This is a genomic window from Serratia sp. A07, assembly GCF_058725505.1.
In genome coordinates, this window is the sequence record NZ_JBZXDO010000253.1 from 1 (window position 1) to 533 (window position 533).

At 63.6% G+C, this 533-nt stretch carries 1 protein-coding gene; it reads left to right on the forward strand.

Features of this window, described 5'->3' with window-relative positions; genetic code table 11:
* Nucleotides 1–42 precede the first annotated feature (42 nt).
* Entirely contained in the window at nucleotides 43–303 is a 261-nt protein-coding gene (locus AC4PR2_RS29590) for a hypothetical protein (RefSeq protein WP_492176137.1), read from the forward strand.
* The last annotated feature ends 230 nt before the right edge of the window (nucleotides 304–533 follow it).

Here is a 533-nt window from a genome sequence, read left to right on the forward strand (position 1 = left end):
TCTGGCGCACGGCGTAAGCCGTCAACGATAAGGAGAGCAGAAATGACCCGACGACCCCAAACCGTCGACGACCTGGATGAGTACCAGCGCACGGTGCTGGCGGGACTCTATGCGCGGCGCGAGCTTGACCAGGGCTATCGCCTGTCTGCGCGGCAAAAGCAACTGATACTGGACGACTATCTGGCTGAGCTGAGCGCCCCTCCCAATGCTCGCCGCCCGCGAAATCGCCACTCGACCCTGCCGGAGGTGGCTGACTATCACTGGTATCCGCCGACACCGGCGCGCCGCCTGCGCGGGCGCTGACCCCCCCTCGCCTGCCTGACCTGCAGGTCTGCACATTGCTTCACGGCGTCATGACCACCGGCATTTGCCGGCGACGCCCGTCCGTGCCGGTTTTGCCGCGCGCGTAACCGGTTGCCGCTTGCTGGCAACGGGGAAAGTTTGGTATCGTGGAGACAGTGTGTGTTCAATGGTCGTTCACGCCAGAAGGTGAACAGGATTGGGCAAGGCCCAGACGCAAAAACCCCCGGATT

Coding starts and splice junctions, on each gene's coding strand:
- AC4PR2_RS29590 (WP_492176137.1), top strand. CDS start 43: ATGACCCGACGACCCCAAACCGTCGACGACCTGGATGAGTACCAGCGC.